The following is a 26,983-nucleotide window of genomic DNA, read 5'->3' as shown; positions in this document are numbered from 1 at the left end:
GGGCGTCGTGACACGGGGGCCGCATCCCGCGCAGGGTGCGGCCCTTTTTGATTTCAGGGGACGGTTTGGGCGTACGCGCAGAGCGCGCCACGAACAGAATGGGGAAGGACATGCGTTACACGGTGGACGAGGTCTTCATCGGCACGGTGCGGTTGCTTTCGGCCGATGGCGAACGTAGCGGCATCTTCAAGGCGCCGGTCGATGGCCCGGTGATGCTCACGCCCACCGGGCTCGCAGGGGACGAACAGGCCGACCTTCGTCATCATGGTGGCCCTGACAAGGCCCTGCATCATTTTCCGGTCGAGCACTACGCCCTGCTCGCTGCGGAATGGCCGCACTGTGCGGACAGTGTGGGTGCGGGTTTCCTCGGTGAGAATCTCAGCACGCACGGCCTGACCGAGCACGAGCTTTGCATCGGAGACGTACTTTCGATCGGTGCCGCACGCGTCCAGGTCAGCCAGACCCGCTCGCCCTGCTGGAAGATCGATCTGCGCGTAAAGGCCGAGGGCGCGTCGCGCTTCGTCGAGGCTGCGGGCATCACCGGCTGGTACTACCGGGTGCTGCAGCCTGGCCTGATCGGTGCAGGGGATGTGCTCGAGCTCATCGAGCGTCCCAACCCCTGGTTGACGCTGGCGCACTACTGGGAGTCGGTGACCGCTCATCGCCCGGAGCCGGGCATGCTACGCCGGATCGCCATGGCGCCCGGTCTCGCTGCCGACAAGGCGAAGCGCTGGGCCGAGCGGGCCGACTGGCTCGAATCGGCTTCCTTGTGAGTTCGGCAGGGGCGTTCGGGATGGCTTTCAAGCTTGCCGTGTTCATCGCCATCCTGATCCTGATTGCGGTGCTCGGAGTGCGCGCGTATCGTGCATCCGTGCGGCGCTTCGAGGAACGGGGTGGAATCCGTCGGGCGTTGTGCAGCGACGATGCATCCAAACTGGAATGAAGGAGGCGCAAGCATGTCCGATCACGTCTACAAACTCGTCGAGGTCGTAGGTTCGTCGCGCGAAGGGACCGATGCTGCCATTCGCAATGCCATCGAAACTGCGGCGAGATCCATTCGCCACATCGAGTGGTTCGAAGTGGTCGAAACGCGCGGCCACGTCGTCGATGGCGAGGTGGCGCATTTCCAGGTCACGCTCAAGGTGGGCTTCCGTCTCGAGACGGAATGACCCGCCTCACCTTGGGCGCGCTGCGCTCGCCGCGCGGCGCGCCCATGGTCCCGCGCGCCTGTTTACACCGCGGTGGCGCCGGTGATCTGGTGCAGGCGCGAAACCGTGCCCGCGTCCAGGTGCAGCGCCTGTGCGAGCTGGCGTAGGTACGCCACTTCGGCCGGTGTGTCGATGCCGATCGAAAGCAGTGATGCGGCGTAGATCTCGGCGGCCACAGCTGCGTTGGGGACGTCGCGCACGAGTCCGGCGATGTCGAGCGGGCGGCGTAGTTCGCTGAGGATGAACTGCCGTTCCTCTTCGCTGAGCCCGTCCGCGCCGAGCTTGCCGACGATGCGCTGAATCTCTTCCTCGCTCACCTCGCCGTCCGCCTTGGATGCGGAAATCATGGCGCGCACGATCAGCGCCTCGGCTTCGGGGGCGGTCATGGCCTGAACGTCCTCGGGCGCAAAGCCGGCCATGGCACCTGTGGAGTCAGCCTGTTCGCGCCGTTTGTCGGTCCAGTTCTTGAGCGCGGCCATGGCGATCGTCGCCAGGATGGCCATGCCGGCATTGCCGCCCGTGCTCCCGCTGCGGCGGGGCGCTGTGCCCTGTGTGCCACCGAGCAGGCCGCCAAGCAGATCGCCGAGACCGCCACTCGGGGCAGTGGGCCGGCCGCCCGCAGAACCACCCAGTACGCCGCCGAGCAGGTCGCCCAACGCGCCTGCGCCACCGCTACGGCTGCCGCCCAGCACGCCGCCGAGCAGATCGCCGAGGCCACCCGGGCCCGCGGGTTGCCTGGCGCTGCCTGCACCCTGCGCACCGCCGAGCAATCCACCCAGAAGATCTCCGATTCCGTTGCTGCCGACCGCATGATCCAGGCGGGCGCGGCTCTGGCTCGCCATGCCTTGCTGAAGAATCTGGCCGAGGATGTTTCCCAGGTTCATGTCCGGCTCCTGTGCGTTTGCGCGAAATGGCATTGTACTCCACCGATACGGCGGAGGCGCCTGTGTGCCGGCCTGCGCTGGGTGCAGGGGGCTCAGTCGAGTTGCGCGACGCGGGTGGGCGCGGTGGGGGCGTGTTCGCTGAAGTAGCGCTTGATGCCGCGCATGAGGGCGTTGGCCATCTTCTCCTGGTAGGCCTCGTCGTTCAGACGGCGCTCTTCCTGCGGGTTGCTGATGAACGCGGTTTCGACCAGCACGGAGGGAATGTCCGGTGCGCGCAGCACGGCGAATCCGGCCTGTTCCACCTCGGGCTTGTGCAGGCGATTGATGGTGCCGAGCTCACCGAGCATCGCCCGGCCAAGCTTGAAGCTGTCGTTGATGGTTGCGGTCTGCGACAGGTCAAGCAGCGTGCGTGCCAGATGTCCCTCCTGGCGGGAGAGATTGACGCCACCGACGAGATCGGCGTCGTTCTCTTTCTGTGCGAGCCAGCGTGCGGCCGAACTGGATGCCCCGCGCTCGGACAGCACGTACACCGAGCTGCCGTTGGCTTCGGGGCGCACGAAGGCATCCGCGTGGATGGACACGAAGAGGTCCGCACGCACACGCCGCGCACGCGCGACGCGCTGGTGCAGGGGCACGAAGTAGTCGCCGTCGCGGGTCAGCACCGCCCGCATGCCGGGTTCGGCGTCGATCTTGCGCTTGAGCCGGCGCGCGATCGAGAGCGTGACGTTCTTCTCGTAGCTGCCGCGACGACCGATGGCGCCGGGGTCCTCGCCGCCGTGGCCGGCATCGAGCACCACCGTGTAGAGCCTGTTCACCGCGGGGCTGTTGCCTTTGCCCGGGCGCTCCGGCTCGCGCGGGGCGCGGCTCGCCACGGTGGAACTGCTGCGGCCTTCGTCGCCCATCGCCGCATCCATCGGCGAGTCCTTCAGGATCAAGGCCATGAGCGGATCATGTTCCTCGCTCGGATGCAGGTCGAGGACGAGGCGATGGCCGTAGCTTCCGACCGGCGCGAGGGTGAAGACCTGAGGCTCGATCACCGCCTTCAACTCGACCACGATGCGTACCACGCCGGGGCGGTTCTGCCCCGCACGGATGCGGCTGATGTAGGGGTCGCTGTCGAGCACCTTGGACGGCAGCGACTGCAGCACGCTGTTGAGTTCGACGCCTTCCAGGTCGACCACGAGGCGATCCGGGTCCTGCACCAGCATATGGCTGAAGCGCAGGTTCGATGAGCCCTCGAGGGTGATGCGGGTGTATTCGGGCGAGGGCCAGACGCGCACCGCGACGAGGCTGGTGCTGGCGGCGTGGCCGACCGGGCTGACCAGCAGCGCCAGCGAGGCGCCGGCGAACTTGAGCAGGCGCCGGCGATCGATGCGCGACGAAGGTGTGCCGGCCGGCAACGTCTCCGTGCCGGCGCTCAGATCGGCCCGGGCGCCGGGTCCGTGCCCCGCAAAGCTCTCACCAGTTCGATCGCGCATGTCTGCCCCGCTTCCGTGTTGCTGCGAATCACTGCAATCCGTCCATCCGCGGCTGGCGAGAGGCTCACCTCCAAGTCCGGGGACGGCAGATAGGGAACAGCCTTTTCAGGCCATTCCACCAGGCAGACCCCTTGTCCGGCGAAGTATTCGTCCAGCCCCGCGTCGAGATATTCTTCGGGCGAATTGAAGCGATAAAAATCAAAGTGATATAAGTCTAATCTAGAAACTACGTAAGGTTCAATGAGGGTGTAGGTGGGACTTTTCACACGACCCTCGTAACCGAGGCCGCGCAACACCCCGCGGGTGAGGGTGGTCTTGCCCATGCCGAGGTTGCCCTGTAGCCAGATCTGCAGTCCGGGGCGCAGCGTCGACGCGAGCGTGCGGCCCAGCGCTTCGGTGTCTTCTTCCGCGGGCAAGTGCGCCTGCAGGCGCTCGCCGTTATCATCGGCAGCTTGAATCAACTTGATCATTGGAACCTCTGAAAGATGGCCGACAACCCCGATCGCGAGGCCGCAGGTACGGTCTGGGCGAGCCTGCCCGAGGGTGTGGCCTTTGTTGCGCGCATGAGACAGTGGGCGGCTGAACTGGGCTTCGATGCTCTCGGCGTGGGCGGGGTCGATCTCTCCGACGCGGAGCCCGGGCTGGCGGCGTGGCTCGAAGCGGGCTTCCATGGCGGCATGGATTATATGGCCCGCCACGGGATGAAGCGTGCTCGTGCGCAGGAACTGCTGCCGGGAACGGTGAGCGTGATCAGCGTGCGAATGAACTACTGGCCCGACGCAGCCCCGGCGCGCGACGTGCTGGCCGATACGCGACGCGCGTATGTCTCGCGCTACGCCCTGGGGCGGGACTATCACAAGGTGGTGCGCGCACGGCTGCAGAAGCTCGCGGATCGCATCGCGCAGGAAGTGCCGCATCAATACCGGGTGTTCACCGATTCGGCACCGGTTCTGGAGGTGGAGCACGCGAGCCGCAAGGGCCTGGGCTGGCGTGGAAAGCACACGCTGTTGCTCGATCGTGCGGTGGGGTCGTGGTTTTTCCTTGGCGAGATCTTCACCGACCTTCCGTTGCCAGCCGATGCGCCCGTAGAGCCGCACTGCGGCCGATGCATCGCCTGCATCGATGCCTGTCCGACCCGGGCGATCGTCGCGCCTTTTGTCGTGGATGCGCGCCGCTGCATCTCCTACCTGACCATCGAGCTCGATGGTGCGATTCCCGAGGATCTGCGCCCGCTCATGGGCAACCGTATCTACGGGTGTGACGATTGCCAGCTCGCCTGTCCCTGGAACCGCTTCGCGCGGCTCGCGTCCGAGCCCGATTTTGCGCCCAGGCATGGCCTCGATCGCGCCCGCCTGGTCGAGCTCTTCTCGTGGAGCGCGGCCGAGTTTGCAGAGCGCACCGCAGGCAGTCCGCTCTATCGCATCGGTCATGAGCGCTGGCTGCGCAACATTGCGGTTGCGCTGGGTAATGCGGAGACCTCAGCCGAGGTGTGTGCGGCGCTGCGCGCGCGTGCGGAGCACGACAGCGCGCTGGTGCGCGAACATGTGGCATGGGCGCTGGCGCGACACGCTGCGGCCACTGCAGGCTAGAATCCGCGCCCCGCAGGCAGGGCCTTCAAGACAGGAATCACCATGGAAGATCGCATCGTCACGCTCGAGACCAAGCTGATGGCCGCCGAGGATCTGCTCGAAGAGCTTAATCGCACTGTCTGGCGCCAGCGGCAGGAGCTAGACCTGTTGCGCGAACAGGTCCGCCAGCTTGCACAGCAGGTCAAGACGATCCAGCCGGCCAACCCCTTGCGGCCGGAAGACGAGATCCCTCCGCACTGGTGAGCAGCGTCAGATCAGCGCCGCGCCGGTGAGGCGTGCCAGGGCCTCGCGGAAGCCCGTGGTGGCGATCACCAGGAACGGCATGCCGTAGCAGAACAGATGCACCGCCCGGCGGATGCGCGGGTGCGCCTCGTGGAGTTCGAGGAAGTAGCGGCTCACGATGAGCAGCTTGGCACCCATCACCAGGGCGACGACCACCGCGACGCCGAAGCCGTCATCGTCCGCGCCGCCGAGGCGCGCGCCGCCGATGCTCAGCAGCACCAGAGCCACCCAGGCGAGGTCGAGCTTGCGTTCTGCGTTCATGTGCGCCTCTTAACCGAGTAGGTAGAACATCGGGAAGATCATCAGCCAGAGCATGTCCGTGGCATGCCAGTAGCAGGCGAACGCCTCGAGCCCGCCGTGCTCTTCGGGCGTGTAGGCGCCGAAGCCGGTGCGCGCCATGACCCACAACATGCCGAGCAGCCCCCAGAACACATGGACCAGATGGGTGAAGGTCAGGTAGTAGTAGGTGACGATGAACACGCCGGCGCTACCGTCGAGTCCGAGTGCGAAGTTGCGCTGCAACTCGAAGATCTTGATCGCCGGATAGCCCAGTCCGAACACGAAGGCCGCGCCCAGCCAGCGCAGGCAGCGGGCACGCTCGCCCTTGCGCATCGCGTGGACAGCGCGTGCCACGCACCAGCCGCTGGTCAGCAGCATCAGGGTGTAGCCGGTTCCGGCGAGCAGCGACAGCCGGCCGGGGCCGGCAGCGAAGGCCTCGGGGTTGTGTGCGCGCGCTATGAAATAAACGGCGAACAGCAACGCGAACTCGGTGAATTCGCAGAAGATGCCCACCCACATGGCCTTGCTGCCCGGGATGCGCCCGATGGAGGGCAACCCGGTCACCGACGCGGGCAGGGGGAGGGGGGCGGCGTGGTTCACGAGTGTGGGGAAGACCTTGCGTCAGCGGGTTGGTAAGCAGGCACATGCTGCCAGCGGCGGGGCAGGGTGGCCTTGATTCGGCTCAGGAATGGGGTTGTACGAGTGCGATAATGCAGAATTGTCCGCATTCAGGAGTCGTTCATGTCGAAGATCATCGGGTCTGTGTTCTCCCTGCTCGCTTTCGTACTGGCCTACCCCGTGGCGGCAGAGACGGTTGGAAGCGTCGATACCGCGTTCAAGCTGATCGGCCGCAACCATCAGGTCGTGGTCGAGGCCTTCGATGATCCGAAGGTGAAGGGGGTGGCCTGCTATGTGTCCCGTGCCCGCACGGGCGGGCTCAAGGGTACCTTCGGGCTGGCAGAGGATACTTCCGATGCATCGGTCGCATGCCGCCAGGTGGGCGAGATCGCCTTTTCGGAGCCACTGCGCGAGCAGGAGGAGGTGTTCTCGCAGAGCGCCTCGATCCTGTTCAAGAAAGTACGGATCGTGCGCATGGTCGACCCCAGACGTAACACGCTCGTCTATCTCGTCTACAGCGACAAGCTGATCGATGGTAGTCCGCAGAACAACGTCACTGCGGTGCCGGTCCCGGCCGCGCTGCCGATTCCGCTGCGTTGAAGTGCTCGCGCGCGCGTCGGGTGTGATCCGGCAACAGAGGAGGTATTCCCTCTGATGAACATCAAGAACAGCAGTGCTTGAGATGGAGTATCGTTACCGCTCCGTTGCCGTTCGCCCCCGGGCGCGAAGGTCCCCTCTTGATTCCGCGTTCATCCACCCGTCGCGCCGTGCAGCGCGACCATTTTTCATGCTGCGCGCTCTTTTCCGCGCTCGATGCAGGCAGGCTTGACGCGCTTTGCGCCGCGAGCCGGCTGATCGAGCTGCCCGCGCGAGAAACGCTTTATGACGCAGGCGACCCCCTGCGTGAGGCCTACATGCTGCGCAGCGGTAGCGTCGTGCGTTTCCAGAAGCTTGCGGCCGATGGGCGGAAGGTCATCGAACTGGTCCAGGGGCCGCAGATGCTCGCGCTCGGCGAGGTGCTCGCGCTGGCACGCTACGAATCCACCTGCGAGACCACTTCCGCGGCTGAGGCCGTGGCCATCCGGGTGGCGGTGCTGCGCAGGCTGATGATGGAGGATGCCCGCCTCGCAGCGCGGACCATCGAGGTGCTCGCCAAGCGCCAGTGCGCGATCGAGTTCGATGTCACCGGACATCGTTCGGGTGCCATCGTCGCCCAGCGCATGCTCGACTATCTTCTCGAACTGGCAGGTGGTCATGTGCCGCTTGCAGGAGAGACTACCGTCGAACTGAAGGCGCCGAAGAAGGTGATCGCCGCCAGGCTGGGCATTACCCCCGAGGCCTTCTCGCGCAGCCTGCGGGAGCTCTCGGACAAGGGCGTAATCGTCGTCGACAAGAGCCGCATCCACATTCAGAACGCAGCTTTGCTCGACACCGGTGCGGGCGAGGCGCCGCGGCGCCTGAGTTTCGCGCGCAAGCTTCGCACGCCGCGCGGCACCCCTGAGAAGGGCCTTGCACCGGGCGAACTGGTCAATCTGTGCGGGAAGCTGCGCCTGCTTTCCCCGCGCCTGGCACTTGCCTGGGCGCTGGTTGCGCATGGGGTCACTCCTGCGGACGCACGCGTGAAACTTCGCCAGCGCGCCAGTGAGCTCGAGCGCATCCTTGCACGGCTCAGAGGGGCACAACTGGCCCTGAAGCTTGGCGACGCATTGGATGTGCTGGACGATGCATGGGTGACCTATGAGCATTCGCTCGCGGCGCCCAGCGAAGCCGATGGTGCTGCGTGCAGGGTGCTTGCTGCGAGCGAAGTGTTTCTCGGTGCGGCCGATGCGCTGACGACGCTGGCGGAACATGCGGCAGGGGGTCAGCTGGCGCGTTACGTCAATATTGCTGGTCGCAACCGCATGCTGTCGCAGCGCATGCTGAAGTTCTTCTCCTTCAAGGACCTTGCTCAATGCGAGTCCGAGGCGGACGTCGAGATCGCGCGCTCGGCGGAAGAATTCGAGGCCAATCTTGCCGAACTGCGGCAGAGCGGTCAGGCGCTCCCCGAACTGCTCGCGCAGTTGGACGAGGTCGATGAGCAGTGGCGTCGGTTCAATGAGGCGCTCGTCTCCGATGAGAGGGGCCTGCGGCGGAGCCGCCAGTTGCGTAAGGTGCTGGGTGAGAGCAGTCGCTTGCTGCGCTATGTCGATACCGCCGTCAAGCTCTACGAACGCCTGATCCGCTAGCGCAGAGGCGGCTGTTCAGCGTGAGATTCGCTCCGCGAGTGCACGCACTTCGGGGGGGGCATCGGCAGCGCGCGCGGGGGGCTGCGCGGACAGCGCGTCCACCATACGTGCCACGACCGCCTCATGGGGCAGGCTGACGCCGTAGTGCAGCACGCTGCCGGCGCGAAACACCGCCAGGCTCGGAAAATTCTCCACGTCGATGTCGCCGACCAGCTCCGCATGGTCCTCGATGTCGGCCCAGGCGAACAGGATCTCCGGTCTTGCTTTGGCGATGCGCTCCAGCACCGGGCGGAACTCGCGGCAGGTGCCGCACCAATTCGCGCAGAAGGCCACGACGACGAGGGCTGCGTCGGCGATACGGGTGTTTCCGGGCAGTTCGGTGACGGCGATGGGGATCGACATGGCGACGTGACTGCCTCAGCCGTTGGCAGCATGCCCGACGCTGGGTGATCGGGCCGGGAAAAAGTTGATTTTCTGCGCCACCACCGTGTCGCGCATCTTCGCCACATGCGGTCGGAGGGCGCCGATAACATGCATCTCGCAACGCTTGCAGTCGAACTTCAGGGTCAGCGTCTCGTCGCCGTTGACCAACTGCATCGGGTCGGGGCGGATGCCCTTCACTTCCTTCGGGCACAGGTTGAAGCTGTAGCGCAGGCAGTGCTTGGTGATCATCAGCGAGACATCGTCGTGCTCTGCGTTGGCCTCGTAGGCTGCGTCGATCAGCTTGACGCCGTGCTTCGCGTAGAAGGCGCGCGCCTTGTCGTTCAGCACGTTGGCGAGGTAGCTCAGCGCGTCCTGCGGGTAGGCCACGGGCGGCTCGACTGGCGCGGCACGTGTCGGACGCGGGTGGGCCGCGAGGCGGGCGGCTTCGAGTTTCTCCACGGCCTCGCGGCGCAGCGCGTTGAGTTGGGCGGCAGGCAGAAAGGGGGCAGCGGGCAGATCGAGCACGAGCTCGCCAAGGCTGAAGATCGTATTGCCTAGCTTGGCGAGGTTGTCGCGCACGGTGGCGAGCGCACGCTCGGCGTTCTGCGCCGGCTCGAAAGCTGCGGCGAGTGTCGCGGTGGCGCAGACGCCGTCCGCGTCGGCCAGGGTGAGCGCGAAGCCGTCTGCCCTCACCTCGAAGCGCGCGTCCACGCCAATGCGGCGCTCGGCCGACTTTTTCTCCAGCGCGCGCTCGAACTCGTGATCGTGATTGCGGAACAGCGAGGTTCCGGGCACGAGATCCGTGGGTAGCGGGTCGGCGGGGAAGATGCGATCGATGCCTGCGCCGCCGCCGTTCGCCTCGGCGCGATTGACGCGCAGACCGGTGAGCTCGCCCTTCGGGTCGTACCAGGTCAGGCCGTCGGCGTTGTGGATCGGTGCCACGCGCTCGACGTCAAAGAACTTTCGCCCCTTGGTGTCGATCTTCTTCACGCGGCCGATCGGTTCGCCGACGAACTTGGGCGACTCGAAGGCCTCGATGCCGTGGCGGCGGTCGTTGGTGAAGTAGTCGGTGTAGCCGCGGTTGAAGGTCTTGTCGGCCTGAGGGGTGAAGAAAAAGGTGGTGCGGCCGCTGGAGGCTCGACGATAAGAAAGGCCGTCGGCCTCGGGGTGCTCGAGGATCTCGTCGATCAGCATGCGGTAATGCGCCGTGATGTTCTTGACGTAGGAAAGATCCTTGTAGCGGCCTTCGATCTTGAACGAACTGATGCCCGCGGCAGCCAGCGCACGCAGGTTGGCGCTCTGGTTGTTGTCCTTCATCGACAGCATGTGCTGGTTGCTGGCGACGGTGTTGCCGGCCTGATCCTTGAGGTCGTAGGGCAGGCGACAGGCCTGCGAGCACTCGCCGCGGTTGGCGCTGCGCCCGGTGTGGGCGTGGCTGATGTAGCACTGGCCGGAGAAGGCCACGCACAGCGCGCCGTGCACGAAGTACTCGAGCTGGCAGGTGGTGGCGGCGGCGATCTTCTTCACTTCACTGAGCGAGAGTTCGCGCGCCAGCACGATCTGCGAGAAGCCAACGTCCTGCAGGAAGCGCGCCTTGCTTGCGTCGCGGATGTCGGTCTGGGTGCTGGCGTGCAGCTGGATCGGTGGCAGGTCGAGCTCGAGCAGGCCCATGTCCTGCACGATCAGGGCGTCGACCCCTGCATCGTAGAGTTGCCAGATGAGCTTGCGCGCCGGCTCCAGTTCGGCATCGAACAAGATGGTGTTGGTGGCGACGAAGACCTCGGCGTGGTAGCGGTGGGCGTGCTGCACCAGACGGGCGATGTCCTCCACCGTGTTGTCTGCGGCCGAGCGTGCGCCGAAGGCTGGGCCGCCGATGTAGACCGCGTCCGCGCCATGGTGGATGGCCTCGATGCCGAAGTCGGCGGTCTTGGCGGGGGCGAGGAGTTCCAGGGTGCGGCGCGGATCGTTCATGGGCAGTGGGGATTGCAAGCGTCTGATCGCAAATGACAAGGGGCGCAATGATAACAGGCTGTCGGGATGGGCCGACGGGTCACACCGGGTCGAGTCACACCGGGTCGTGGCGGCGCAGCGCGAAGGGCAGCAGCACCAGCAGACCGACCGCATCGGCCAGCCAGTCCCAGGGGTCTCCGTGGCGATGCTCGGTCATGGACTGTGCGATCTCCATTCCGCCGCCATAGGCGAGCAGACCAAGGGCGATCAGCCAGGGGTGGCGTGGCCAGGCCGCCAAAGCGAGCAGGGCCAGCCCGGCGAAGAGGATGGCATGCTCGACCTTGTCCTGCCACGAAAACAGCCTGGCGGTGTCGGGTGCCGGCATCAGTGCGAGCCAGAACACGCCCAGCAAAGCGACCACGAAAGCGAGGCGGAGCAGGTGACGAACGGAATTCAGCATGCAGGGTCCTAAAATGCGCAGTACATGGACTTGAATGGGGCGCACGTGTGGCGGAGCGCCCATCCAGAGAGGAGCAGACCGTGCCTTGTTCAGTACGTTCGCAGCGGCGAGGCCTGTGGGCACTGCGCCGAGAGGATGACTCGCCTCGATGCGGGGCGCCTCAGTGGATGGGCGCAGCGCTCGGAGGGCTTCTGGCGCTCGTGGCGATTCTGCCGGCGCAGGCGGCGGAACGAATGCTGCGTACCGAACAGGGGCGCGTCAAGCTCGTCGAAGTGGCGACGGGGCTAGAGAATCCCTGGTCGCTAGCCTTCCTTCCCGACGGGCGCATGCTGGTCACCGAGCGCCCCGGACGTCTGCGCGTCGTCACGCGCGAAGGCACCGTTTCGCCGCCACTGCCTGGCGTCCCTGCGGTGCATGCGAGGGGACAGGGCGGCTTGCTCGATGTGGTGTTGAGCCCGGACTTCGTGCAGGACCGGACCCTCTTCCTGTCCTTCGCGCAGCCGACCGACGGCGGAGCGCGTACTGCGGTGGCCCGTGCCCGGCTCGACCTCGATGCGATGCGCCTGGAGGAGGTGGAGGTCATCTTCGCCCAGAACGAAAGCCCGGGAGGGAACCTCCACTGGGGTTCGCGTCTGGTGTTCGATCGTGCAGGCAACCTGTTCGTGACGCTGGGCGACCGATATCACCTGCGCGAGCGGGCGCAGTGGCTGCAGAGCGACCTCGGCAAGGTGGTCCGCATCCGCCCCGATGGGCGTGTTCCGCAGGACAACCCCTTCGTCGGCCGCGGCGATGCGGGCGCCCATCTGTGGTCCTACGGGCACCGCAACGTGCAGGGTGCGGCGCTGCATCCGCTGACCGGCGACCTGTGGGCGCACGAGCATGGCCCGCAGGGCGGGGATGAGCTCAACAAGGTGCTTGCCGGCCGTAACTACGGCTGGCCGGTGATCACCTTCGGGCGCGAATACGTGATCGGGACCCGAATCGGCGAAGGTACGGCCCGGTCCGATGTGGAACCCCCGCTGACGCAATGGACGCCGTCGATCGCGCCCTCGGGCATGGCCTTCTACACCGGTGAGGTGTTTCCGCAATGGAAGGGGAACTTGTTTGTCGGGGCACTCAAGTTCCAGCTTGTCGCGCGCCTGGTGCTCGACGGCGATCGGGTGATCCACGAGGAGCGCATCGACATCGGCCAGCGCGTGCGCGACGTGCGCCAGGGGCCGGATGGGCATCTCTGGCTGCTCGAGGAGAGCGAGGGACGGATTCTGCGCCTGGACCCGGCCTGAGTCGGACCGGGCGCGGATACCTTCAGCCCGTCTGCTTGATCGCGAGCACGGCCTGGTTGCGCAGCGTGCGCAGCAGGGCGAGTTCCTGCTCGCTGATGCGGATGTCGCCCGCGCAATCCTTGTCAGCGTAGATCAGCGCCATGGGGCGGCCCTTGATCATGAGGGGAAAGAGCACGAAGGTCCGCGAGGGGACGGATTTGCGGAACCATTCGGGGATGCGCGGCGCGATCTTCGGCTCGTCAATGTCCGAGATCAGGATGTCCACGCCCTTTGCGGTGGCCACATTGAACACGTTATCGGGATGCGCCGAGAGGCTGAAGTGCAGCTTCTTTGCGAGTTCGCCGGCGTCGGGGCCGAAGCCGAAACGGCCGGTCATGCTGTTGCTGCGTGCATCGCGCACACACAGCATCACCCGCTTGAAGCCCATGGCGCGGTACATGGTTTCGAGGATGATGCGCAGTACGTCGTTGAGCTTGAAGTCCTCGACCAGCGTGTTGCTGATGTCCTGAATGCCGGAGCTGAGCAGCGCCTGTGCGTCGGGCGCCTTGTGCCCTTGAGGTGCGCCTTCGACCGGGCCGGACTGTTCCAGCAGCACGGTACTCGGTATCTCGGTGGTGCTGGGCCTTGGTCCCTCGTCGGAGGACGCGGCCTCGACGAACTGGCGCAACTGGCGACCGATGTGGGTCTGCTTGAGGTCGAGCTGGATTACGTTGGCGAGCTCTTCGATCTCCTGTGCGGCTCCGCACAAAACCTCTCCGACCCCCTTCAGGTCGAGCGGCACGGCGTCCGAGAAGCGCTTCGTGATCGCCCGCATCGCCCGCTCGCGCTCGGCGGGCGCCAGCTGGCTGAATGCATCGCAGTACTCGTTCGCACAGGCCGCGAGGGCGCACAGCCGCTCTTCTGCGTTCTTGGCGCGGTGTGGTCGGTCAGCGGGCAGCTTCTCCATGCTGCGCTGGATGAGCTCCGGGAAACCCCAGCTGCGTGCGAGGGCGATCCCCAGCTCGTCGAAGCTTGCCCCCAGCACGCGGACGGCCGCGGCTTCCTCACTACAGCCCGCTTGCTGCATGAGGCGGCGGATGTCCTGACTCTCCTCGGGGAAGTAGAACTGGCACAGCAGGCGCCCCAGGTTGTGGAATACCGCACAGATGTATGCCTGCTCGGTCTCGCGGATGCGCAACCGTGCCGCCAGATCACGCGCGAACAGACCGGCCAGGCAGGCACGCAGGAACTCCTCGCGCAAGTGGTCGGCGTTGGCCTTGTTCTGCATGTGCTCGAACAGCAGCACGGTGATGGCGATGTTGCGCACCGCGTCGAAGCCGAGCACGACAATCGCGCGCGAAATGGTGCTGATCTGCCCGCCGCCTGCAGGGCGATACTGCGCCGAGTTCACAAGGCGGAGCAACTTGTTGGTGAGCGAGAAGTCGCGCAGGATCAGGCCGGAAAGCGTACCGACGTTCTCCGATTCACTTGAAGCGATGCGGTTGATCGCAACCACCGACTCGGAGAGGGCGGGGAAGTCTCCGCGATGCTTCATGCGGCGCAGCAGGAACTCCATTGCGCCCGGGCGTGCGGCCTCGGTGCTGTCTTCTTCGACCTGGGGCGTCTGCCAGGCCTCGAGTGCGGCCTGAAACGCGTCGACGCTGCCGAAGCGCGTCTCAGGGGCAAGGGCGGCGGCCCGCAGTGCGATCGCAACCAGGGCGTCGTCGATCGGGGCTCCGCCGGGGGGGAGCGTCACCGCGTTGGTGCAGGTGTGCTCGAGCAGGCGTCGGGGGTCGGCTTCGCGGTGCACCCGTCGGCCCGAGAGCAGTTCCAAGAGGAGGACGCCTGCCGCGTAGATGTCATTTTGCGGGCCGATCTCGCGCCGCTCGATGTATTCGGGTGCCATGTAGCCCGGTGTGCCCGAGAGTCCCTGGCGCGCAGAAGGATCGTCCACCCGCCGTGCGATGCCGAAATCCATGACCCGCGGCCTGCCATCCGCGTCGATGAGAATGTTGCTCGGCTTCAGGTCGCGGTGAACAATGCCTTGTGTGTGCGCTGCACCGAGGGCGGTCAGCACGCCGCGCATCAGCGTCACCGCCTCGTGCGCGGGCAAGGCGCCGCGCTGGTGCATCAACTCGGCCAGGCTGCGGCCGGGCACGTATTCGAACACCAGGTAAGGCGTGCCGTTCTCTTCTCCCGCCTCGAACACAGGCACGATCCCCGCGTGGCGCAGACGGCTCACCGAGCGTGCCTCCGCGAGCAGGGTGGCGGTGTCGGGGCCGCGTTCGGGCGCGTAGTGCAGGGTCTTGAGCGCGACCTCGCGCTCGAGTTGCGGATCCCAGGCGAGATGTACCACGCTCTGCGCGCCTCGTCCCAGTTCGCGTCTGATCTCGAAGCGTCCGATCCTGCCTGCCATGTGCCGTCCTGAGTGGTCTTGTCGTTTTTCGTGCGCTGCGGGGCGGGGGCTCCCTGCGGCGGATCTCCGGGAGGGAGAAACTATAGCAGGCGCGTTGCGGCGTCCATGGCGTTTGCCGTCGAATGTGGCATTGACGCAAGTTTCGCCCGTGTTTGTGTAATTGTTACCCCTCTCGCCTTGCCCGCAACGATGGCGCTTCACATCTTTCGTGGCATGATCGCGCAGCTTTTTTCAGCCGCGATGGAATGCCAGCATGGAAAGTCCGTACAAGGGCAAGACCGGTTTACGCCGGATATGGAACGCCTTCAACTATTCGCGGGATGGACTCGCTGCGGCATACCGCCATGAAGACGCCTTCCGGCAGGAGATCTGGCTGGCGGTCGTTGCCATTCCGCTCGCCGTCTGGCTGGGCGAGTCGGGCCTGGAGCGCGCGCTGATGATTTGCTCGGTGCTGCTGGTGCTGGTGGTCGAGTTGCTGAACTCCGCAATCGAAGCCACGGTCGACCGTGTATCGCTGGAGCGGCATCTGCTCGCGAAGCGTGCGAAGGACGTCGGCAGCGCAGCAGTGCTGATCGCCTTGCTCAACGCTGCCGTGGTGTGGGGGTTCCTGCTCGTCGGCTGAAGTGCTCAGGCCTTCTTGGGGCCCCAACTCCGGACCGGGCCGGTGTCGATGTGCACGAAATCCGACTCCGGGTAATAGCCAACGCCACCGGCGTCCAGCGCGATTGCCGCGTCGCGCACGCGGATCGTGTCGACGCCGACCAGGCGGATGTCGATCGCCTTGCCGTCCATGTGCAGGCTGCGCTTGGCTACGCCGCCGCCGCGCGTTTTGCGCAGCATGTTGTTGGTCTTGGGGGAGCGGTAACCGGAAATGATCTCGAAGGTGTCGCCGCCGCATGCGATGCTGATTGCGTGAAGCATGTCATAGAGCCGAGGGTCCATGCGTGTAGACTCTCCGGTTCTGAAGTCTCGCAGCAGCCAGTTCATGCGCTTGAGCGCAGGCTCGATGTAACCGTGGTGGTTGCGGAATGCGAGATGCAGGCGTTCTTCGGTGTGGGTGTGGCGAAAGCCGAGGTGACGTTCCGTCTTTGCCGCATGCAAGGGCGCGGCAGACAGGCCGAGCGGCAGCGCGGCAAGGCCTTTGAGGAACAGGCGGCGTTGGGGTGCGGCGTGGTCCAGGATGATCTTCGACATGGATAATAAGCAATCCGAACAAGCACTTGAGCGCCGAATCCTAAACGAAAGCGGCGCCCGTTTGGGCAAAAGTTTTGTAACGCTTGCGGCCTGTAGCGTGCTGATGGTGCTTGCGGCGCAGGTACGGGCGGATGATGTGGCGTGGGCCGCGGGCGGCCCGGCTTCGGTGGAATCTGCGCCGGATGGCGCGATGGATCCGATCGCGGCGCTCATCGAGCAGCGCCTCGCGCTGCGCTCCGCGGCGGCGGATGAAACCACCGCGTTGCTGTACCTGGGGCGCGGCTATCGACCCCTGTGGGGCGATCCGGAGCGTGCCTCGGCGTTGCTGTCCGCGATCGAACAGGCTGCGACGCATGGCCTCGATCCGCAGGATTTCCGCCCGCAGCGGCTTCGCATGCTGCGCGCTGTGCCCGATGATCCGGTCGAGCGCGTGGATCGTGAGCTCGTGCTGACGGACACCTTGGCCGAGCTCGTGCGCCAGCTCCGGTATGGCAAGGTGGATCCGCGCACGCTGTACCGTGAGTGGAACTACACGCCGGTGCCGAACCCGTACCAGCTCGCTGGCGAGTTGGCGCGCGTTCTCGACGCCGCAGACCTGCGCGCCGCAATCGAAGCGCAGGCCCCCGCAGTCCCGTTGTACCGAGCCTTGCGCAGGGCGCTTGCCACCTATCAGAGCCTGGCAGCGCTGGGCGACTGGCCCAAGGTGCCGGGTGGCTCCACCCTGCGCCCCGGTCAAAGCAGTGTCCGGGTTCCGGCCCTGCGCGCGCGCCTTCAGGCCGACGGCGAGGAGGGGCTCGACGCCGCCGACCCAGCGCGCTTCGACGCGCTGCTTGCGGCGGCGGTGGAGCGTTTCCAGGAACGCCATGGGCTGGAGGCCGACGGCATCGTCGGCGCCCAGACCCTGCGCGCGCTCAACACCAGCCCCGCAGAGCGTGCGCGGCAGGTTCGTGCGAACCTCGAGCGCTTGCGCTGGGTGGCGGCCGATCTGGAGGGCGATCGGCTGTACGTGGATATCGTTGGCTACCGTGCGGACCTCGTGCTGGGTGGCCGCAGCGCCTGGTCGTCGAAGGTCATCGTGGGGCGGCCGACGCGGAAGACGCCCTCGCTGCGCGACAGCGTCGTGAATCTGGTGCTCAATCCCAAATGGGTGGTGCCGCCAACCATCCTGCGCGAGGACGTGATTCCCGGCGTGGTGCACAATCCCGACTACCTGGAGAGCCACCGCATGCACGTGGTCGACCGTAGTGGTCAGACGATCGATCCGGCTTCGATCGACTGGAGCGGTGCCCGGCGTGGCGGTTTTCCTTACATGATCGTGCAGGCGTCGGGCGCGCAGGGCTCGCTCGGTCGCATCAAGTTTTCGTTGTCGAATCGCTACGCGATCTACCTGCACGACACCAATGCGCGCGCGCTCTTCGGTCGCGCGGAGCGCGCGCTCAGCTCGGGATGCGTGCGTGTTCAGCAACCGGAAGAGCTTGCCGTGCTGTTGCTCGACGATGCCGACCACTGGGGGCCGGCGGCGCTGGCGGCCGCGCTTGACAGCGGCCGCACGCGCACGCTGCCGGTCGGGCGTGAGGTGAGGGTGTTGCTGCATTACAGCACCGCAGCGCTCGACGCTTCCGGACGCCTGCTGCTACGCAACGACATCTACGATCACGACGCCGGGATTCTGGACGCGCTGGCCGCCGGTCCGGGGGGTGGGCACTGAAGGGGTGCCTGTAGCAGCCATCCTCGTAACCTGACGGCAAGACGCGCGTAACGTCGTTGTCTCGTGCGCCGCCTATGCTGCAGCGCCATGAGAACACTCGACTACACGACCGAAGAGCTCGGAGTGGCGCCGCGGCTGCGTATCGCGCTGGTTACCGAGACCTGGCCGCCCGAGGTGAACGGTGTCGCGATGACCTTGCGGCGCATGGTCGATGGCTTGATCGAACGCGGTCATTCGCTGCAGCTGGTGCGTCCGCGCCAGACGCCCTCCGACACGGCGCTGCGGGGTGGTGTGCTCGATGAGGTGCTGTCGCGCAGCCTGCGCTTGCCGCGCTATGAGGGGTTGAAGCTGGGGCTGCCTGCGCGTGCGCGGCTGATCCGGGAGTGGACGGTGGGCCGCCCCGACCTTGTACACGTCGCCACCGAAGGACCGCTCGGCTGGACCGCGGTCACGGCGGCGAACAAGCTGCGCATTCCCGTCACGTCCGACTTTCATACGAACTTCGATCATTACAGCAGCCATTATGGAATGGCGTGGCTGCGCCAGCCGGTGGCAGCCTACCTGCGCCGCTTCCACAATCGCACCGCGATCACCTTCGTCCCCACTGCGGCACTTGCAGCCCAGTTGTCCGCGCGCGGCTACGACCGGGTCGAGGTGATCTCGCGCGGGGTCGATACCCGGCTCTACTCGCCTACGCGCCGCGACGATGCCCTGCGCCGCAGCTGGGGTCTGGCACCCGGTGCGCTCGCCGTGATGTGCGTGGGCCGTATCGCGCCCGAGAAGAATCTTGCCCTTGTCCTGCGCGCCTTCTCCGAGATCCGCCGGCAACGCCCGGACGCGCGCCTGATCCTGGTCGGCGACGGCCCGCTGCGCGGTGCGCTGGCGCGCGAACATCCGCAGGTCGTGTTTGCCGGCATGCGCCACGGAGAGGATCTTGCCGCGCACTATGCCTCGGCGGATCTGTTCCTCTTCCCGAGCCAGACCGAAACCTTCGGCAACGTCACGCTCGAGGCCATGGCGAGTGGCCTGTGCGTGCTTGCGTACGACTATGCGGCGGCCTCCGAGGTGATCCGTGATCTCGGCAATGGTGGGCTTGCCACGCTGGGGGATGCGGATGGTTTCGTGGAGCGGGCGGTGCATCTGGCCTGTGCGGATGAGCTGCGTGCCCAGTTGGGTGCTGCCGCGCGCAGCAGCGCGGAGGGGATCGACTGGGAACGGGTGAACGACCGCTTTGCAGAGGCGCTGTTGCGCATCTGGCGGCCGGGGCTCGCGCCTGCGGCCGTCGCGCACGCGCCGGCACGTGTCCGGGGAGCCGACGCCTGATGCAGAGCGTGCGCACGATCTTCATCTCCGATGTCCATCTCGGTACCCGCGCCTGTCAGGCCGAGCGCCTGCTGGCCTTTCTGAAGGAGCACGAGTCCGAGTATCTGTACCTGCTCGGAGACATCATCGACTTCTGGGCGATGAATCGCAGCGTCCAATGGTCGTCCCTGCACAATACGGTGGTACAGAAGGTGCTGCGTCGTGCGCGGCATGGTTGCCAGGTGTTTTTCATCCCGGGAAATCATGACGAGGCCCTGCGCGAGTACGCGGGTGTCGCCTTCGGTGATATCCGCGTCGAGTCCGAGTGGATTCACGAGGGGCTGGATGGCCGCCGTTACCTTCTTGTGCATGGCGATGAATACGATCAGGTCACTCGCCACCACCGCTGGGTCGCGGTGCTGGGGGACGTCGGCTACGACACGCTGGTGCGCATCAACCTTTTGATCTCGCGCGTTCGGCGTCTGTTGCGGCGGCCCGGCTACTGGTCGCTCGCAGGCTATGCGAAGCAGAAGGTGAAGAAGGCGGTGAGCTTCATCTTCGACTTCGAGGATGCCGTGGCCCACGCGGCCTCCCTGCGCGGTGTGGATGGTGTGGTGTGCGGCCACATCCACTGGCCCGCGGATCGGCGCATCGGCAAGGTGCGCTACCTTAACTGCGGCGACTGGGTGGATACCTGCAGCGCCATCGTCGAGTACTACGACGGACGCATCGAGGTGGTGAATTGGGGTTCCGAGGCGGCGGGCATCTCGGGCGCAGCGCCCGCTCAGGCGGGGGCTGGGCCCGAGATGCGGACGCCGGCGCTGGGCGTGGCGCGCACGGACAGGCTCACTCCCGGTTCCTGAGCGCTTCGTCGTCACGGTCGTCGCGCAACAGGTCGATCGCGACCAGAATACCCAGCACGGCGTTGGCCAGCGCCATCAATCCGGCGACCGTGTTCGCGGTCGCGGTGAGCGGGTAGGCGCGCATCGCCCAGGTCAATGCCGCGGACAGCAGGTTCAGCACGATCAGCAGCCAGAAACGGCGGTCGTGCGGTCTCCATAGGCGGGACAGCTTCATCCTCGATGGTTCTCCATACGTGTCGCGCGAGCCGCTCGTTGCCCGGCGTGCTGTGCGCGATGGATTGTCTTCGACAGGATCATACGCGGCGAATTTGTTGCACAAACAGCACAATGTTTGATCGAAAGCAAATGCGAATGATTCGCGTCTGATATATCATCGCTTCCGTAAATACAGATGCAGGGCAAGCCAGCCGTCGCCAGCCAGCCCGTAACCCTACATTTCCGGAGCTTTCGATGGTTCTTCGCCTGCGCCCGCTGACCGCTGCCTTGCTCGGTCTCTTCCTGACTTCCCTTGCGACCCAGCTGCAGGCGGAAACCGTGCTCGACACGCAGCTCGTCACCGCCAAGGGCTACGCCGCCGAAGCGCTCGAGACGCCGCAGGCGGTCGAGATCCTGCGCGCCCCGGGCGCGACCGGTGCCGTGGCAGGCGAGCTGCTGCGCGGCAAGCCTGGCTTGGCGGTCCAGTCCGATGGCGCCTGGGGGCAGAACCCGGTGTTGCGCGGGCTCAAGAAGGAAAGCGTGGTGGTGATGGTCGACGGCGTGCGCATGAACTCCGCCCAACCGCAGGGCGCAATCGCCTCCTTCCTCGACCTCGGTCTGCTCGAGCGTGCCGAGGTGGTCAAGGGCCCCGGCTCGGTGCTGTACGGCAGCGGCGCGATGGGCGGGGTGGTCAATCTGATCACGCCCGACGTCGGCTTCAGCGCGGAGGAGAAGCTCGGTGGCCGCATCGGCGCGCGCTTCTCCAGCGTGGACAAGGGCGTCGCCGGGGCCGCGCTGCTGACGCGCTCCAGCGAGAACAGTGCGCTGGTGCTGGGCGTGGCCGGGCGCGACGTGGAGGACTATCGCAGCCCGGACGGTCGAGAGGATCGCACCGGCTACCAGTCCGACACCCTGCTGGCGAAGTACAAGCACAAGCTGAACGAGGACCTTACGCTGCGGGTGAACTTGCAGCGGCATCAGGATGAGGATGTCTGGTATCCGGGGTCGGCGCGCACGGGCGCGGGCATCCCCGCTCCGCTCGGTACGGCCACAATCCATTCCCCCGAGCAGCGCCGCGAGCTCTACGAGCTCGGCGTGGATGCGCGCCTGGGCGAGGGTACGCTGTCAGCCGAGGTCTATCGTCAGGAGGTTTTCCGTCAGATTCGTGCGTTCTCGTCCACGCGGCAGCGCGACTACGTGCGCAACGACGTGACCTTCGTGACCGATGGTGCGAAGGCGAAATATCTCTTTCCGCTGGGCGACAACCACCTGCTGACGGTGGGTGCCGATACATGGCGTATGCGGGGCGATCCCGAGCGCTACATCGACAACAACCCTCCGGCATTCAACAACAACATGCGGAATGATCCGTTCAACAAGGGTGAGATCGAATCCGCGGGGGTGTTCGTCCAGGACGAGTTCGCGATCGGCGAAACCCGCATTGTTGCCGGCGCCCGTTTTGATCGGGTGAAGGGCGATGCGGCGCGCAAGGGCATGACGCAGACGACCGGGCTCGACAAGACGGACAACAATCTTTCGTGGTCGATCGGTGCCATCCAGCCGCTGAATGACAACCTGAGCGCCTACGCCAATCTCGGTCGCGCCTATCGTGCCCCCGACATGCGTGAGCGTTTCGAGGATTCGGCGCGCGGTGACGGGTATTACCACGTTGGAAACCCCCAGCTGGATGCCGAGGTGTCCACCAGTCTGGAACTTGGTTTCAAGCAGGGTGGCGCCGGCCTGCAGTACCAGATCGCGGCCTTCTACACCCGGATCGATGACTACATTGCGGGGCGGATCACCGGGACGAATCACCCCCAGAACGGTCTGCCTTTCAAGCTCACCGAGAACCTCGACAAGGTCTCCATTTACGGCATTGAGGGCAGTGCCAGCATGCCGGTCGGTGCCTTCGTCGCCGACGCTGGTTTCACCTGGCTGCGTGGCAAGAACCATCAGGATGATGAGCCCCTGTTCCAGATGCCTGCGCCCGAGCTGACGCTGGGGATCGGGCAGCCCGCTGAGCGTGGTTTCTGGTGGCGTGCTCAACTGCGTGCGGTCGCCGAGCAGGATCGCATCGCGACGAAGTTCTCCAACGGCGCCGAGAACGCAACCGCCGGCTTCGTCACCGCGGACGCCGAGTTCGGCTGGCGTTTCGGCAAGGTCGGCGCCTTCGAGTCGGCCGGGCTGGCGGTTCAGCTGACCAACCTGGCCGACAAGCGCTATCACGAGCACCAGACCGAGGGGGTCTCGGGGAACGAACTCGCCGCGCCCGGCCGCGGTATCGCACTCAGCCTGAACGGGAGCTTCTGACATGCATGACCGCCGCCCCAGCCTCCATCACGAGGGTCACCAAGAGGGTCCGCGACGCGGCCTCCTCTTCGTGGATCGATCGGCTGCCTGCTCTGCGCGCGCAGACCGGTCCGATGCGGGGGCGGCGGCGTCCGTCCCGCCGCGGCGCGGCCTTGCGCTTCCGGCGTGGACGCGGGCGCTCATGCACGTGTGCGTGGTATGTGCCTTCCTGCTCGTGACCGGCATCGTCCACGCCCAGGCGGATAAGCTGCCCAAGCTGACCCTGGCCGGGCCTTCGGCGTCGGTGTCGAATGCGCTCATTCACATGGTCGATTCGGGCGCGCTGAACGATGTCGCCGAGGTGGTCGAGTTCGTGCCCTGGCGCGACCCCGACCAGTTGCGCGTGATGGCGCTCGACGGGCGTGCCGACGTGCTGGCCATGCCGACCAACGTTGCCGCGAATCTGTACAACCGCGGCGCCAAGCTGCAACTCATCAACGTATCGACGTGGGGCGTGCTGTGGCTGGTGTCGCGCGACCCGACGCTGAAGACGCTGGCCGACCTGCGCGGCAAGGAGCTGGCGATGCCCTTCCGCGGTGACATGCCTGACATCGTGCTGCAATTGCTTGCCGAGCAGCAGGGCATGGATGTGCGGAAAGACCTGCAGCTGCGCTACGTTGCAAGCCCGGTGGATGCGATGCAACTGCTGGTGATGCGCCGCGTTGACCACGCGCTGCTCGCCGAACCGGCGGCCTCGATGGCGCTGCGCAAGACCGGGTCCTTCCCGCTCAGCGTGGTTGCGCCCGAACTGCATCGCAGCGTGGACCTGCAGCAGGAGTGGGGCAGGGTGTTTGCTCGCGAGGCGCGCATTCCGCAGGCGGGCATCGCAGTGATGGGAGCACTGCGTGACCGGCCCGCACTGGTGGCGCGCATCGCGGCCGAGTACGCACGCTCGCTGAAGTGGTGCAAGGAGAACGCCGACGCCTGTGGCAAGGCGGTTGCGGCACGCATCGACATGCTCAGTCCAGAAGCGGTTGCGGACTCCATCGCGGTCAGCCAGCTCGAGGCGGTTCCCATTGCGGACGCGCGCGCAGAGCTGGAGTTCATGTTCGGCCACTTGGTGGCGAAGAACCCGGCGCTGGTCGGCGGCAAGCTGCCGGATGAGGGATTCTACGGTGGAGCAAGGCCGCAATGAACCTGTTGCGTGCCTGGCTGGCTGGCCTGCCTGCCTACCTGTGGAGCGGCTGGGGTGCGATCGCCAGCCTCTTTCTGCTGCTCGCCGCCTGGGAGGCGGTGAGCCTCGTTTACGGCCCGCTGGTGATGCCCGACCCGCGCTCGGCCTTCGCTACGCTGTGGGGCCTGATCGACAGCGGCGCGGCCTGGCCTGAACTGGCTGCCACCGCACGCCGCGCGCTCACCGGTTATGCGCTGTCGGTGGTCGCCGGCAGCGTCCTTGGCCTGATCGCCGGGCTGTCGATGACGGCGTCGATGATGTCGCGCCCACTTGTCACCGTGCTGATGGGCACGCCGCCGATCGCCTGGCTGGTGCTGGCAATGCTGTGGTTCGGTGCGAGCGACGGCACGCCGGTGTTCACCGTGTTCGTGGCGTCCTTTCCGGTGATCTTCATTGGTGCCCTGCAGGGCACGCGCACGCTGGACAACCAGCTCCATGGCATGGCGGAAGCCTTTCGCCTGCCGCGCCGGATGATGCTCACCGACGTCTATCTGCCGCATGTGGTCTCCTATCTGTTTCCGGCCTGGATCGCGGCGCTCGGTACGTCATGGAAGGTGGTGGTGATGGCCGAGCTGCTCGCCACACAGGACGGCGTGGGCGCTGCGCTCGCGGTGTCGCGCTCGCACCTGGATACCTCTGCCACCATGGCCTGGATCGCAGCCGTGGTCTGCCTGCTGCTCGCCGTGGAGTACCTGGTGCTGGAGCCGATCAAGCGCGAGGTCGAACGCTGGAGGATGCAGGGCGCATGAAGACACTGGCCAATCCATTCACGAGCCGAAGCCTGGGTGTGCTCGCCGTCACGGAGGGCGGCCCGGTGGAGGAGGGGGCGGCGCGATCCGCCGGTTCCGCGGCTGGCCTCTCCGCCCCGGCGCCGCGCGCCGAGTTGCGGGTGCACGACCTTGCCCACGCCTTTGCGCGCGATGAGGTGCTCTCGGGCATCCATTTCCGGGTGCGGGCGGGTGAGGTCGTCGCGCTGGTCGGGCCGTCGGGCTGTGGCAAGACTACCCTGCTTCACCTGGCCGCTGGCCTGCTGACTGTGCAGGAGGGGCGGGTGGACAACGGCTTCGCCTCGACCGCCTTCATGTTCCAGCAGCCGCGTTTGCTGCCGTGGAAGACTGCGCTCGACAACGTTGCCCTCGGCCTCAAGGCGGCGGGCGTCAAACGCGCCGAACGCCATTTCCGCGCGCGCGCGCTGGCGCTGCGTCTGGGGCTCGCGCATCGCGACCTCGACAAGTTCCCGCATCAGCTCTCGGGTGGCATGCAGAGTCGGGTGGCGCTGGCGCGTGCGCTGGTGCTCGCGCCCGAGCTGCTCCTGCTCGACGAGCCTTTCTCGGCGCTCGACGTCGGCCTCAAGGAAGAGCTCTATCGCTTGCTGCTCGACCACCAGGCCGAGCGTGGCATGGGCGTGCTGATGATCACCCATGACCTGATGGAGGCGGTGCGCTTGTCGGATGCGATTCTTGTGATGGCGCCTGAACCCGGTCGCATCGTGTGCCGTTTCGAGCTCGACCGACCCGCGGCCCGGCGCGATGACGCCTGGGTCTATCACCACACCGCCGAGTTGCTGCAGACGCCTGCGGTGCGGGAGAGCTTCGGCATGCCACCCGTGGTGGTGGTGGAAGGGTCCTCCCCCCAAGGGGCGCGCGGCGGCGTCGAACGCCCGGGCGGCGCCTCGGGCCTGCGCCTGGTGTCGCCTTCGGCGGGTCTGATCGCGGTTCAGGGCGGCAAGCGCTGTGGAGCATGAGCATGCATGAAGCGATGACGAATGCGGCGCAATCCCCGGACGATCGTCCCAGTTGGATTGCGCGGCTGGATGGATTGCCGCTGTTCATGTGCGGGTTCCGTTCCTTCTTTCTCCTCACCGCGCTTTACGCCGTGCTGGTGGTACTCGGATGGACCGGCTTTCTTGGTTTTGGATTGCCGCTGCCGGCCGTGGCGGGCGGACCTTTCGTGTGGCATGCGCACGAGCTGATGTTCGGCTTCGGGCTTGCCGCAGTGGCGGGCTTTCTGCTCACCGCGGTGCCGGAGTTCACCGCCACGCCGCCCTTTGCGCCGCGTGTGGCGCTGAACTTCGTGCTGTTGTGGCTTGCAGGCCGAGCGGCCTTCTGGCTGTCGGGCGGGCTGGCTGCGGTGACGGGGATCGAGTGGGTGGGGAATCTGCCCTCAGCGTTGTTGAATGTCGGCTTCGCATGCGCGCTGTTCGCGCTGCTCGCACCGCGTCTGTGGCGCGACCCCGAGCGTCGGCAGCTCGGCTTTCTGTGGGGGCTGCTGGCGATGGCGGTGGCGCTCGCCGGCTTCCATGTGGACGTGCTGCGTGGCGAGTATCCGATGCGCTGGGTGCTGGTGGGCCTGGGGGTGATGATGACCCTGATCGTGGTGGCGATGAGCCGAATCTCCATGCGGGTCATGAACGACGCGCTCGATGCCGAGCGCGCGCGCCGCCTGCCGGCGCGTGCGCTGCGCCACGACGAGGATGCGGAACTCGAGCTGCCGTCCTATCGTGCCCGTCCGCCGCGGCGCAATCTGGCGATCTCTGCAATCGTGCTCTACACCGCGGCGGAGTTCCTGATTCCGCAGTCCCCGATCACCGGCTGGCTCGGCCTGGGAGCAGCCGCGGCGCTGTTCAACCTGCTCAATGACTGGCATGTCGGGCGGGCGCTGTTTACACGCTGGGCCTTCATGCTCTACGCGGTGTACTGGCTCCTTGCGCTGGGCTACCTGTTGCTTGGGCTGGGGCATCTGGGCGCGCCAGTGGCCCCCAGCGCGGGGACGCATCTGCTCGCTGTGGGTGCGATGGGCTTGTCCATCTTTGCTGTGTTGTGCATTGCCGGACGTACCCATGCGGGCTATCCGCTCGACGAGCGGCCCTGGGTAGGCGCAGCTGCGGGGCTGATCGTGCTGGCAGCGCTTCTGCGTGCGGCATCGGGCCTGCCGGATACCCCAGCGGCGATGTTGCAGGGCTTGTCCGGCATGGCCTGGGTGGTGGCGTTCGTGCTGGTGAGTGTGCGGCTGGGCGTGGTGTTCGTGCGCCCGCGCGTGGATGGACTTTCGGCATGCGCGGAATATGATGAGCCGGCAGGCGTGGAGCCGGCCGCACAGGCGCAGGGCGGTGCAAGCTGACTCG

28 protein-coding genes are annotated in these 26,983 nt (G+C 66.3%); 17 read left to right on the top strand and 11 right to left on the bottom strand.

What is annotated here, in order from left to right:
* Nucleotides 1–110: 110 nt before the first annotated feature.
* Genes ACNKW1_RS11825 through ACNKW1_RS11815 form a run of 3 tightly spaced genes read left to right on the top strand, consistent with a single transcriptional unit; the run spans nucleotide 111 to nucleotide 1,169 of the window.
* Nucleotides 111–773, top strand: coding sequence for an MOSC domain-containing protein (locus ACNKW1_RS11825; RefSeq protein ID WP_418364792.1), 663 nt, complete (start codon nucleotides 111–113; stop codon nucleotides 771–773).
* Nucleotides 774–793: 20 nt separating this feature from the next.
* Nucleotides 794–943 (top strand): hypothetical protein, encoded by a 150-nt coding sequence (locus ACNKW1_RS11820; RefSeq protein ID WP_418364791.1) that lies wholly within the window; start codon nucleotides 794–796, stop codon nucleotides 941–943.
* A 13-nt stretch (nucleotides 944–956) separates the two neighbouring features.
* Nucleotides 957–1,169, top strand: coding sequence for a dodecin (locus tag ACNKW1_RS11815; protein WP_418364790.1), 213 nt, complete (start codon nucleotides 957–959; stop codon nucleotides 1,167–1,169).
* Nucleotides 1,170–1,231: 62 nt separating this feature from the next.
* On the opposite strand, the gene ACNKW1_RS11810 is transcribed toward ACNKW1_RS11815, so the two are convergent.
* From ACNKW1_RS11810 to tsaE, 3 genes are all read right to left on the bottom strand, one after another.
* Nucleotides 1,232–2,092, bottom strand: coding sequence for a tellurite resistance TerB family protein (locus tag ACNKW1_RS11810; RefSeq protein WP_418364789.1), 861 nt, complete (start codon nucleotides 2,090–2,092; stop codon nucleotides 1,232–1,234).
* 92 nt (nucleotides 2,093–2,184) lie between these two features.
* Nucleotides 2,185–3,570 carry an N-acetylmuramoyl-L-alanine amidase gene (locus ACNKW1_RS11805; protein ID WP_418364788.1) on the bottom strand — a complete coding sequence of 462 codons (1,386 nt, stop codon included), beginning with the start codon at nucleotides 3,568–3,570 and terminating at the stop codon, nucleotides 2,185–2,187.
* The gene (gene tsaE / locus ACNKW1_RS11800) at nucleotides 3,510–4,040 is read right to left on the bottom strand and encodes a tRNA (adenosine(37)-N6)-threonylcarbamoyltransferase complex ATPase subunit type 1 TsaE (protein WP_418364787.1); all 531 of its coding nucleotides are present in this window, start codon (nucleotides 4,038–4,040) and stop codon (nucleotides 3,510–3,512) included. The genes ACNKW1_RS11805 and tsaE overlap by 61 nt, the downstream gene beginning before the upstream one ends.
* A 15-nt stretch (nucleotides 4,041–4,055) precedes the next feature.
* On the opposite strand from tsaE, the gene queG reads away from it, so the two are divergent.
* Both queG and ACNKW1_RS11790 read left to right on the top strand, forming a co-directional pair.
* Nucleotides 4,056–5,159, top strand: a complete 1,104-nt coding sequence (queG, locus tag ACNKW1_RS11795) for a tRNA epoxyqueuosine(34) reductase QueG (protein ID WP_418364786.1) — start codon at nucleotides 4,056–4,058, stop codon at nucleotides 5,157–5,159.
* A gap of 42 nt (nucleotides 5,160–5,201) precedes the next feature.
* Nucleotides 5,202–5,402: a SlyX family protein gene (locus tag ACNKW1_RS11790; protein WP_418364785.1), complete on the top strand. Its 201-nt coding sequence runs from the start codon at nucleotides 5,202–5,204 to the stop codon at nucleotides 5,400–5,402.
* 6 nt (nucleotides 5,403–5,408) lie between these two features.
* Here ACNKW1_RS11790 and ACNKW1_RS11785 read toward each other — a convergent pair whose 3' ends face one another.
* Together ACNKW1_RS11785 and ACNKW1_RS11780 are read right to left on the bottom strand one after the other, a co-directional pair.
* On the bottom strand, nucleotides 5,409–5,702 hold the full coding sequence (locus tag ACNKW1_RS11785) for a hypothetical protein (RefSeq protein ID WP_418364784.1): 294 nt from the start codon (nucleotides 5,700–5,702) through the stop codon (nucleotides 5,409–5,411).
* A gap of 9 nt (nucleotides 5,703–5,711) precedes the next feature.
* Nucleotides 5,712–6,239: a cytochrome c oxidase subunit 3 family protein gene (locus ACNKW1_RS11780; RefSeq protein ID WP_418364843.1), complete on the bottom strand. Its 528-nt coding sequence runs from the start codon at nucleotides 6,237–6,239 to the stop codon at nucleotides 5,712–5,714.
* 222 nt (nucleotides 6,240–6,461) lie between these two features.
* Between ACNKW1_RS11780 and ACNKW1_RS11775 the strand changes: the two genes are divergently transcribed.
* Together ACNKW1_RS11775 and ACNKW1_RS11770 are read left to right on the top strand one after the other, a co-directional pair.
* Nucleotides 6,462–6,938 (top strand): CreA family protein, encoded by a 477-nt coding sequence (locus tag ACNKW1_RS11775; RefSeq protein WP_418364783.1) that lies wholly within the window; start codon nucleotides 6,462–6,464, stop codon nucleotides 6,936–6,938.
* 137 nt (nucleotides 6,939–7,075) lie between these two features.
* Entirely contained in the window at nucleotides 7,076–8,563 is a 1,488-nt protein-coding gene (locus ACNKW1_RS11770) for a type IV pili methyl-accepting chemotaxis transducer N-terminal domain-containing protein (RefSeq protein WP_418364782.1), read from the top strand.
* A gap of 15 nt (nucleotides 8,564–8,578) precedes the next feature.
* Here the strand turns inward: ACNKW1_RS11770 and ACNKW1_RS11765 are convergent, their stop codons facing one another.
* The 3 genes from ACNKW1_RS11765 to ACNKW1_RS11755 all read right to left on the bottom strand — a co-directional run bounded on the left by ACNKW1_RS11765 (nucleotide 8,579) and on the right by ACNKW1_RS11755 (nucleotide 11,396).
* Nucleotides 8,579–8,965 carry a thioredoxin family protein gene (locus ACNKW1_RS11765; protein WP_418364781.1) on the bottom strand — a complete coding sequence of 129 codons (387 nt, stop codon included), beginning with the start codon at nucleotides 8,963–8,965 and terminating at the stop codon, nucleotides 8,579–8,581.
* Between the two features lie 15 nt (nucleotides 8,966–8,980).
* Entirely contained in the window at nucleotides 8,981–10,957 is a 1,977-nt protein-coding gene (locus ACNKW1_RS11760; protein WP_418364780.1) for a peptidase U32 family protein, read from the bottom strand.
* 94 nt (nucleotides 10,958–11,051) lie between these two features.
* Nucleotides 11,052–11,396, bottom strand: coding sequence for a VanZ family protein (locus ACNKW1_RS11755; protein WP_418364779.1), 345 nt, complete (start codon nucleotides 11,394–11,396; stop codon nucleotides 11,052–11,054).
* A gap of 233 nt (nucleotides 11,397–11,629) precedes the next feature.
* On the opposite strand from ACNKW1_RS11755, the gene ACNKW1_RS11750 reads away from it, so the two are divergent.
* Entirely contained in the window at nucleotides 11,630–12,679 is a 1,050-nt protein-coding gene (locus tag ACNKW1_RS11750) for a PQQ-dependent sugar dehydrogenase (RefSeq protein WP_418364778.1), read from the top strand.
* 22 nt (nucleotides 12,680–12,701) lie between these two features.
* Here ACNKW1_RS11750 and ACNKW1_RS11745 read toward each other — a convergent pair whose 3' ends face one another.
* Complete coding sequence (locus ACNKW1_RS11745) at nucleotides 12,702–15,074, bottom strand: protein kinase domain-containing protein (protein ID WP_418364777.1); 2,373 nt, start codon at nucleotides 15,072–15,074, stop codon at nucleotides 12,702–12,704.
* A 253-nt stretch (nucleotides 15,075–15,327) separates the two neighbouring features.
* On the opposite strand from ACNKW1_RS11745, the gene ACNKW1_RS11740 reads away from it, so the two are divergent.
* Nucleotides 15,328–15,696, top strand: coding sequence for a diacylglycerol kinase (locus tag ACNKW1_RS11740; RefSeq protein ID WP_418364776.1), 369 nt, complete (start codon nucleotides 15,328–15,330; stop codon nucleotides 15,694–15,696).
* A 5-nt stretch (nucleotides 15,697–15,701) separates the two neighbouring features.
* On the opposite strand, the gene ACNKW1_RS11735 is transcribed toward ACNKW1_RS11740, so the two are convergent.
* A complete protein-coding gene (locus ACNKW1_RS11735) occupies nucleotides 15,702–16,268 on the bottom strand; it encodes a YcbK family protein (RefSeq protein WP_418364775.1) in 567 nt (188 codons plus the stop codon).
* Between the two features lie 103 nt (nucleotides 16,269–16,371).
* Between ACNKW1_RS11735 and ACNKW1_RS11730 the strand changes: the two genes are divergently transcribed.
* From ACNKW1_RS11730 to ACNKW1_RS11720, 3 genes are all read left to right on the top strand, one after another.
* Nucleotides 16,372–17,976 carry a L,D-transpeptidase family protein gene (locus tag ACNKW1_RS11730; protein ID WP_418364842.1) on the top strand — a complete coding sequence of 535 codons (1,605 nt, stop codon included), beginning with the start codon at nucleotides 16,372–16,374 and terminating at the stop codon, nucleotides 17,974–17,976.
* 87 nt (nucleotides 17,977–18,063) lie between these two features.
* Nucleotides 18,064–19,299, top strand: a complete 1,236-nt coding sequence (locus tag ACNKW1_RS11725) for a glycosyltransferase family 4 protein (protein WP_418364774.1) — start codon at nucleotides 18,064–18,066, stop codon at nucleotides 19,297–19,299.
* The gene (locus ACNKW1_RS11720; protein ID WP_418364773.1) at nucleotides 19,299–20,141 is read left to right on the top strand and encodes a UDP-2,3-diacylglucosamine diphosphatase; all 843 of its coding nucleotides are present in this window, start codon (nucleotides 19,299–19,301) and stop codon (nucleotides 20,139–20,141) included. The genes ACNKW1_RS11725 and ACNKW1_RS11720 overlap by 1 nt, the downstream gene beginning before the upstream one ends.
* On the opposite strand, the gene ACNKW1_RS11715 is transcribed toward ACNKW1_RS11720, so the two are convergent.
* Nucleotides 20,125–20,355 (bottom strand): hypothetical protein, encoded by a 231-nt coding sequence (locus tag ACNKW1_RS11715; RefSeq protein ID WP_418364772.1) that lies wholly within the window; start codon nucleotides 20,353–20,355, stop codon nucleotides 20,125–20,127. The two genes, ACNKW1_RS11720 and ACNKW1_RS11715, sit on opposite strands and share 17 nt — an antisense overlap.
* A gap of 236 nt (nucleotides 20,356–20,591) precedes the next feature.
* Here ACNKW1_RS11715 and ACNKW1_RS11710 point away from each other — a divergent pair, with 236 nt between their 5' ends.
* The 5 genes from ACNKW1_RS11710 to ACNKW1_RS11690 all read left to right on the top strand — a co-directional run bounded on the left by ACNKW1_RS11710 (nucleotide 20,592) and on the right by ACNKW1_RS11690 (nucleotide 26,979).
* Nucleotides 20,592–22,646, top strand: coding sequence for a TonB-dependent receptor plug domain-containing protein (locus ACNKW1_RS11710; protein ID WP_418364771.1), 2,055 nt, complete (start codon nucleotides 20,592–20,594; stop codon nucleotides 22,644–22,646).
* A gap of 181 nt (nucleotides 22,647–22,827) precedes the next feature.
* Complete coding sequence (locus tag ACNKW1_RS11705; protein ID WP_418364770.1) at nucleotides 22,828–23,820, top strand: ABC transporter substrate-binding protein; 993 nt, start codon at nucleotides 22,828–22,830, stop codon at nucleotides 23,818–23,820.
* On the top strand, nucleotides 23,817–24,608 hold the full coding sequence (locus ACNKW1_RS11700; RefSeq protein ID WP_418364769.1) for an ABC transporter permease: 792 nt from the start codon (nucleotides 23,817–23,819) through the stop codon (nucleotides 24,606–24,608). Before ACNKW1_RS11705 ends, ACNKW1_RS11700 begins: the two co-directional genes overlap by 4 nt.
* A complete protein-coding gene (locus tag ACNKW1_RS11695) occupies nucleotides 24,605–25,603 on the top strand; it encodes an ABC transporter ATP-binding protein (protein ID WP_418364768.1) in 999 nt (332 codons plus the stop codon). The genes ACNKW1_RS11700 and ACNKW1_RS11695 overlap by 4 nt, the downstream gene beginning before the upstream one ends.
* Nucleotides 25,600–26,979, top strand: coding sequence for an NnrS family protein (locus ACNKW1_RS11690; protein ID WP_418364767.1), 1,380 nt, complete (start codon nucleotides 25,600–25,602; stop codon nucleotides 26,977–26,979). Before ACNKW1_RS11695 ends, ACNKW1_RS11690 begins: the two co-directional genes overlap by 4 nt.
* Nucleotides 26,980–26,983: the final 4 nt, after the last annotated feature.

Source organism: Thauera sp. WH-2, from assembly GCF_048321015.1.
In the GTDB taxonomy this organism is placed as follows: Bacteria; Pseudomonadota; Gammaproteobacteria; order Burkholderiales; family Rhodocyclaceae; genus Thauera.
The sequence above is the reverse complement of the archived record's forward strand: the minus strand, read 5'-3'. Positions and strand labels throughout refer to the sequence as shown.